Origin of the sequence: Bergeriella denitrificans NBRC 102155 (assembly GCF_001592185.1) — a bacterium.
In the GTDB taxonomy this organism is placed as follows: Bacteria; Pseudomonadota; Gammaproteobacteria; order Burkholderiales; family Neisseriaceae; genus Neisseria; species Neisseria denitrificans.
In genome coordinates this window covers 1-7,822 of the sequence record NZ_BCWL01000098.1, presented here as the reverse complement: position 1 = coordinate 7,822, position 7,822 = coordinate 1, and the positions used below count along the sequence as shown (strand labels likewise).

The following is a 7,822-nucleotide window of genomic DNA, read 5'->3' as shown; positions in this document are numbered from 1 at the left end:
TTCTACGAAGTATAGTCGGAGAGTAATTTCTACTACGGCGTTGACTCTTCTTGCCGTACTATTCTTATTTTAAATGACTATAATAAAAAAGCCGTCTGAAATATTCAGACGGCCTGAAGCAGAATCCGACTAGCGGTCAGCGGCGGTGTTTATCCGCATACCCGATCCAAAATTCCGCATTGTCTATCCCTGCCTCGCGCGGGTCGAAAACCGGGTCCAAACCGGCTTTTCTCTGTCTGTCGTAATCCCTCAAAGCCTTGAGCGCCGGCTTGCTCAAAAGCACGATGGCGATAAAGTTCAGATAACACATACTGCCGAAGCCGATATCGCCCAAGCCCCACATCAGGCCGGCCGACTGCACGCTGCCCAGAAACACCACAACCAGAAACACCAGCTTCAACACGATTTTCAATACAGGAAAACGCAGCTTTCTGTCCAAATACACCAGTGCCGTCTCCGCAATATAGTAATACGCCATCAGGCAGGTAAACGCGAAAAAGAAAATACCGATGGAAACAAACGTTCCGCCGAAACCGCCGAACACGGTGGACAAAGCCGCCTGCGTATAAGCCGTACCCGCCTGGGCGCCGGGCAGATACTGCACCAAAGGCACTTCCGCACCGGGCGGCTGCACATTATACATACCGGTAATCAAAATCATGACGGCAGTGGACGAACACACGACAACGGTATCCACATACACGGAAAACCCCTGCACCAAGCCCTGCTTGACCGGGTGCGACACTTCCGCCGCCGCCGAGCTGAACGTCGCCTCGCCCGCCCCGGCCACATTGGAAAACACCGCACGGCGCACGCCCCAGGCCACCGCCGTACCGACCATGCCGCCGAACACCGCGTCCATACCGAATGCGCTGCGCACAATCAGCATCACCGTGTCCGGAATATTGGCCGCATGCGCCGCCAAAACAACCAGCATCAGCCCCACATAGCCCAAAGCCATCACCGGAATAATCCGGTCGGCCGCGCGGGCAATGCGTTTCGTACCGCCGAAAATCAAAAAAGCCAGAAAAGCCGTTACCGCCGCCCCCGTCATCCAGGCGGGCATATCAAACGAACCCGCAAACGACGCCGCAATGGTATTGGCCTGAATCCCGGGCACCAACACCCCGTAGCTCAGGCAAATGACGGCAGCAACCGCAACGGCGAACCATTTGAGCTTCAAACCTTTTTCAATGTAATAAGGCGAGCCGCCGCGGTATTCCCCGTCCAATTCGCTTTTATAAATCTGCGCCAGCGTCGATTCGACAAACGCAGCCGCCCCGCCCAGCAGCGCCATCACCACCATCCAAAACACCGAGCCCGGCCCGCCGGCCGCAATAGCCGTCGCCACCCCCGCGATATTGCCCACGCCGATACGTCCCGACAAAGACATGCAAAAAGCCTGAAACGAAGAAATACCCGCGCCCGACTCCTGCCGCTCTTTCAAAAGCCTGAACATCTCGCCCAGATAGCGGAACTGCACCCCGCGCGTGACGACCGTAAAATACAGTCCCACCGCCAGAGCCAGATAAACCAAACCGTTGCCCCAGATATACGAAACAGCCGTATTTACCCATGCTTCCATTTTATTTCTCCTCCGCATATTTTTTCAGACGGCCTCAAAATACGGCACAGCATCAAGGCCGTCTGAACTTCTCCCGAACGGAGCCCCTTGCGCCGAAGCCCCTGCCGGTATCATGAAATGCCAAAAACAGAAATGCCGGACAGCCGCCATGCTTATTTTTCAGACGGCCAACCCTGCCTACCGGCCGACAAACCAAATGGTTTTCGCCTGCGTATATTGGTAAAACGCCTCCACGCCTTTATCGCGGCCTCCGAAACCCGACTGCTTATAGCCGCCGAACGGCGTTGCGATACTGCCCTCCGAAAAACCGTTGACCGACACCGTACCCGCGCGGATTTTGCGTGCCACACGGTGCGCCCGGTGCAAATCCGAGGTATAAAACGAAGCCGCCAAGCCGTAATCGGAATCATTGGCCAGCGCCACCGCCTCCTCTTCGCTGCCGAAAGTCGTAACCGCCAATACCGGCCCGAAGATTTCCTCCCGGAATACCGTCATATCGGCGCGGACACCGTCCACAACCGTCGGCTCGACATACCAGCCGCTGCCCAAATCGCTGCGAACGCCGCCGCCCGCGGCAATACGCCCGCCTTCCCGCACCGCTGTCTCCAGATAGCGGACAACCTTGTCGAAATGCGCCTGCTCCACCAGCGGGCCGATTCGGACGCTTTCGTCACGCGGATCGCCCGGCTTCCAATCCTTCAGGCCGTCTGAAAGTCTGGCCAGCAGCTCGTCTTTAATCCGTTCGTCCACAATCAGACGCGATCCACAGCTGCAGTTTTCGCCCATATTCCAAAAAGCGGCGGCCAAAACCGACGGCACGGCCTGATCCAAATCGGCATCGGCAAACACAATCTGCGGGCTTTTGCCGCCGCATTCCAACACAATTTCCTTCAAATTACTCTGTGCCGAATACTCGAGAAAATACCGCCCGACTTCGGTAGAACCGGTAAACGCGGCCATGTCCACATCATGATGAAGACCCAAAGCCCGTCCGACTTTCTCTCCCGTGCCGCAAACCAAAGTCAGCGCACCTTCGGGTACGCCCGCTTCATGCGCCAGCCGCACCATGCGGTACGCGCTCAGCGACGTCAGTTCGGAAGGCTTGACGATAACGCTGTTGCCCGCCGCCAAAGCCGGCAGCACCTTCCAGGCAAACATCTGGGCAGGAAAGTTCCACGGCAGCACCACTGCCACCACACCTACCGGCTCGTACACCACCAAACCCAAATCCCCGCCGCCCGCCGGCGCGGTTTTACCGAAAGACTTGTCGGCATATTCGGCATAGAAATAAAACGCCTCCAAAGTGGCCGGCAAATCGGTATGGCGGCACTCGCCGATGGGTTTGCCCGCGTCAATGCAATCCAATGCCGCCAACTCTTCGGCATGCTCTTCCACCAAACGCGTCCACGCCAGCAGGACGCGGCGGTGCTCCGACGGCGGCAGCTGCGACCACTCCCCGCTTTCAAACGAAGCGCGCGCCGCCGACACGGCAGCCTCTGCGTCCGCCTCATCGCCGTCCGCCACATAGCCGATAAGCGAATTGTCTATCGGCGTGCGGTTTTCCATACGCGCACCGCCGTCCGCATGGTTCGGAATCAAATGCCCTGCCCGCAGGCTGCCTGAAGCGGCAGCCTGAAATACTTCTGCTGCGGTTTTCATTACCTGTCCTCCTTCATCACAATCCAAAAATTTCAGACGACCTGCCATCCCGACGGCGGCAGGCCGTCTGAAAAACGATTATCCGTTACGGCATGTTCCGGCCGGATACAGCACCGCCCGGCTACGCTTCCAACAAAGCCAAAAACGCATCGGCCTCGCTGCGGCTCAAATTATGCAGCGGCATTCTGACCCCGCCCGCAGAGCGGCTGCCGCGCAGACAGCCGATTTTGGCTTTCTGGTTGTAATCGCCCGACTCCATGGAATGCAGCACGGGATACATACCGGCCAGCAGCGCACGCGCCGTGTTCCAATCCCCCGCGCGCGCCGCCCGAAAGAGGGCGACCTGTTCGTCGGGAAACACATTGGCCGCTCCGGCAATCCAGCTTTTCGCACCCCAAAAGAAAAAATCCAAGGGCTGGTCGTCGCAGCCGCAGATGACCTCAAAATCCGGAAAATCCGCCTGCAGCATTCTCAACGCAGCGGAAAAGTCACCCGTACTCTCTTTAATGCCGGCGATATTCGGGTGCCGCGCCAAGTGCGCGACGGTTTCAAACTCAATCGGCGTGCCGACGCGGGCGGGGAAGTTGTACATAATGACGGGCAGGTCGGTTTGCGCCGCCACATACTCGAAATGTCCGATAATGCCCTGCTGCGACGGCAGGCTGTAAGGCGGCGCGGACAACATCAAACCGTCGTAGCCCAGCTCTTTGGCGCGGACGGCACGTTTGGCCGCGGTTTCGGTGGACATATCGCTGATACCCGCAATCAAGGTGCATTTGCCCGCCGCCGCTTCCTTGATAACGGTCAGCACGGTTTCCCGCTCCGCTTCGGAAAGGCTGTAATACTCGCCCGTGGTACCGCAGGCGACAATGCCGGTCACGCCTCTGGCAATAAATTCGCGCACCAGTTCGGACAGCAAAGCCGTATCGATTTCGTTCCCGTCGGTAAACGGGGTCACAATGGGTACCAAAATGCCTTCGATATTCATTAGGTTGCTCCTCTGTAAAAAGACAAAATATAGCCGTATCATGACTGCGGCGGATGGCGGTACGTCAGGCGAAACGGCCGAGGCGGTAAGGCCGCAAGTCCACGGCGGGCGGCGTACCGAAATACAGCGCCTTCACCAGCTGCGCGGTCAGCGGGGCATGGGTCAGCCCCAAATGCTGGTGGCCGAATGCCAGCAGCACCGTACCGTGCCGGTCGATAACCGGCAGCGAATCGGCGGTTGACGGGCGGAATCCCATCCATGCCGCCGCGCCGTCGGAACGGATGTCCTGCCTGAGCATGGGTGCGGCCAGCTTCAATAAATTGTGCGCCCTTTCCATCTTCGGCGGCGCGTCCAAACCTGCGAATTCCACCGTCCCCGCCAGACGCAGGCCGCCGTCCATCGGCGTCATGATGAATCTGCGTTCATACGAGGTAACGGGTACGGAAAGCGTGCCGTGCATGTGCGGCAGCATAAGGTGGTAGCCGCGCTCGGTTTCCAGCGGAACGGACACGCCCGTCAGCCGCTTGCACCATTGTTTGGAAAACGCCCCGGCCGCCAGCAGCAAATGTCTGGCGCGGTATGCGCCCCTTGTGCCGGAAATACGGTGTATCCCGTCCGCCGCCGTTTCCAGAGCGCACACTTCCTCCTGCTCGCACACCGTGCCGCCCGATTCCAGAAAATGCCGCTTCAGGCCGTCTGAAAGTTTGGCCAAATCGGCAATGTGTCCGGTCTGCGGGTAAAACAGGCCGCCCGAATGGCACGCCGACAAAGCCGGTTCCGCCGCCAACAGCTCGCCGCGCGGCAGCCAGCGGTTTTCCACGCCCATCGCCGCCAAGCGGCCGCCGTGCCGCCGCAACGCCTCCGCTCCCGCCTGCGTTTCCGCCACCAGCAGGGAGCCGCGGACATGCAGGCAGTTGTCAGGCAGCAGGTTCCGCGCCCAATCCTGCCACGCCGCCAGGCTTTTGCCGTTGAGTGCCTGCAGTGCCTGACACGTTGCTTCAAAACGCGCCGGACGGAGGTTGTACAAGAGCTGCAGAAACCACGGCGCAATCCGGGGCAGGTAACGCCAGTCCATGCGCAGCGGCCCCAGCGGGTCGGACAGCATTGCCGGCAGCTGTTTCAGCACTTCGGGCGAGGCAATCGGGAAAACCTGTTCGGTGGCAATATGTCCGGCATTGCCGCGGGAGGTGCCGCCGCACAAGCGTTCTTTTTCCAAAACAAGCGTTTTCACGCCCGCCTGCTGCAATGCCAGCGCACAGCCCAAGCCGATGATTCCGCCGCCGACTACGGCCATATCATAGGTATGGGTATTCATGATGTTTCGATACCGAAGCGGAAAGGATCGGCAGCGTCCAGCAAAATCCGGCTGTCGGCATGGATGAATGCCCGGCCGCGCAAAGTGGGAATAATCCGCCCGTTGCCCGCTTCTTCGTAAAATGCGCTGAAACGGCTGCCGATAACGCTTTCCTGCACCCACGGCGCACCGGGCGGCAATGCGCCGTCCGCCGCCAGACAGGCCAGTTTGGCACTGGTACCCGTGCCGCAGGGCGAGCGGTCGTAGGCATTGCCGGGACATAAAACAAAATTCCGGCTGTCGGCCGTGTCCGTTTCGGCAAACAGTTCGATATGGTCGATCAGACCGCCGTCGCTGCCTCTGATTCCACTGTCATTCAAGGCACGGCGGACGCGCCGCGCATATCCGGTCAGATCGTCCAGATTGTCGGCGGCAATGCGTTGTCCGTGGTTTCCTATCAGAAAAAACCAGTTGCCGCCCCAAGCCACGTCGCCCGTTACCGTGCCGATGCCTTCCACTTCCAGCGATACCGACCGAAAGGCGCGGTAGGACGGCACGTTGCGCACGCTGACCGAGCCGTCTTCATGCAGCTCGCACCGCACGTCGCCCACCGGTGTTTCAATCAGGTGTACGCCCGGCCGGATGCGCCCCAAATACTGCAGTGCCGCCATCAGGCCGATGGTGCCGTGGCCGCACATACCCAGATAGCCCGCATTATTGAAAAACACGACACCGGCCGCCGCTTCCGGCTTCTGCGGCGGACACAGCAGCGCGCCGACCCACACGTCCGACCCGCGCGGTTCCAAAATCAAGGCGCGGCGCAAATGGTCGAAATGCTGCTCGAAATGCTGCCGCTGCTCTGCCGCAGACGCGCCCGGCGATAGCGGAAAACCGTCATAAACCACGCGGGTGGGTTCACCGCCGGTATGCGAATCGATTACGGAAAAAGTTTGGTAAGTCATGGGAACATCCTGCCGGAATAAACGCTTCGGAGAAAAAATAGCATGCGCCGCGCGGCAAGGTCTTGAATAATTTCCCCGTTTTTATACCGTTTTCTGCACAATGCCGCAGAAAACGGCAAAACGGCGGCAAATCTGGTATATAGTGGGCAAACAAAAACAGCCCTGCTGCGGACCCGATATAAAGAAATACGGCTGCTTGCCGCGGCCGTCTGAAAAACAGAAAAACACCGGGAGGAAAAAATGGACACCCGCTTGGCAAAAGGCTTGCACGAAGCCGTCAAACCGCCTGCCGGCATACCGCCCTGCGCCTTACCCGGCAGCTTGGACGAGCTGCTGCGCGCGACGGCTTGGTTCGCGCCGGTCTTTCACGCGCTGCCGACAACCGTCGTTTTCGTCAAAAACACACGGGCCGAATACCTTTACGGCAACCGCACCCTGCTGCAGCGGCTACAGCTTTCCGAGCAGTCCGACCTCTTGGGCAAAACATCCGCCGACGTTTTCCAATCCGAATGGGGGCGGCAGTATACCGAGCAGGATTTGGCGGTATTGGCACAGGGCCGCGCCATCGAAAACAAGCTGGAACTGCACACTTACCCGACCCGCGAGCTGGGCTGGTGCGTCACCCACAAATTTCCCATTACCGATACAAACGGCAATACCGTAGCCGTGCTCGGCATATCGGCGGACTTGGAAAGCAACCGCGACAACAATCCCCGGCTCAACCGGAAAATCGTCCGTATCGAGCAATATCTGCACGAACACCTCGACCAAACGGTGACCATGAAGCAGCTGGAAGCGGTGTCCCGGCTGTCGGCCGCCCAAATCGAGCGCGGCTTCAAAAAGATTTTCAACATCACGCCTGCCCAATATATCCAGAAACTGCGTATCGACCGCGCCGTCGCCCTGCTGCGCGGGCAGATGCCCGTATCGGAAGTATCGGCGCAATGCGGATACAGCGACCACAGCGCGTTCTCCCGCCACTTCAAATCGGCACTGGGCATAACGCCCAGCGAATTCAGAAACCTGTGCCGCCGCACCGCAGATACGGCGGAATAATCAGAAAACGGCCGCCTGCCATTCAAACCGGCGGCGGGAAGTCATATATAACGTGAGTTCGGGATAAGACAAACGGTTGAGAAATATAGCATCCATTAAAATTCAGAAACCTGTCCCTTCCCCCGCTCCTGCGGGGGAAGGCTAGGATGGGGGTGGTCGGCCTAAAGTAACCTGTCAATCACCCCCACCCTAACCCTCCCCCGTTAAAGACGGGGGAGGGGATATAGTCGAAGAGTAATTTCTGCTACAGCGTTGGCTCACCCGGCTTAGAGAGAGGG

The 7,822-nt window shown here is 58.9% G+C and carries 6 protein-coding genes; 1 reads left to right on the top strand and 5 read right to left on the bottom strand.

Features of this window, described 5'->3' with window-relative positions; all coding sequences use genetic code 11:
- Window positions 1–136 precede the first annotated feature (136 nt).
- The 5 genes from BDE01S_RS06460 to BDE01S_RS06440 all read right to left on the bottom strand — a co-directional run bounded on the left by BDE01S_RS06460 (window position 137) and on the right by BDE01S_RS06440 (window position 6,488).
- Entirely contained in the window at window positions 137–1,585 is a 1,449-nt protein-coding gene (locus BDE01S_RS06460; RefSeq protein ID WP_066078970.1) for an alanine/glycine:cation symporter family protein, read from the bottom strand.
- 177 nt (window positions 1,586–1,762) lie between these two features.
- Window positions 1,763–3,244 carry an aldehyde dehydrogenase gene (locus tag BDE01S_RS06455; protein ID WP_066078969.1) on the bottom strand — a complete coding sequence of 494 codons (1,482 nt, stop codon included), beginning with the start codon at window positions 3,242–3,244 and terminating at the stop codon, window positions 1,763–1,765.
- A 121-nt stretch (window positions 3,245–3,365) separates the two neighbouring features.
- The gene (locus tag BDE01S_RS06450) at window positions 3,366–4,232 is read right to left on the bottom strand and encodes a dihydrodipicolinate synthase family protein (protein WP_066078966.1); all 867 of its coding nucleotides are present in this window, start codon (window positions 4,230–4,232) and stop codon (window positions 3,366–3,368) included.
- A 64-nt stretch (window positions 4,233–4,296) separates the two neighbouring features.
- The gene (locus BDE01S_RS06445; protein WP_066078964.1) at window positions 4,297–5,547 is read right to left on the bottom strand and encodes an NAD(P)/FAD-dependent oxidoreductase; all 1,251 of its coding nucleotides are present in this window, start codon (window positions 5,545–5,547) and stop codon (window positions 4,297–4,299) included.
- Entirely contained in the window at window positions 5,544–6,488 is a 945-nt protein-coding gene (locus BDE01S_RS06440) for a 4-hydroxyproline epimerase (protein WP_066078962.1), read from the bottom strand. Before BDE01S_RS06440 ends, BDE01S_RS06445 begins: the two co-directional genes overlap by 4 nt.
- A gap of 240 nt (window positions 6,489–6,728) precedes the next feature.
- Between BDE01S_RS06440 and BDE01S_RS06435 the strand changes: the two genes are divergently transcribed.
- Window positions 6,729–7,544, top strand: a complete 816-nt coding sequence (locus BDE01S_RS06435; protein WP_082790436.1) for a helix-turn-helix domain-containing protein — start codon at window positions 6,729–6,731, stop codon at window positions 7,542–7,544.
- The last annotated feature ends 278 nt before the right edge of the window (window positions 7,545–7,822 follow it).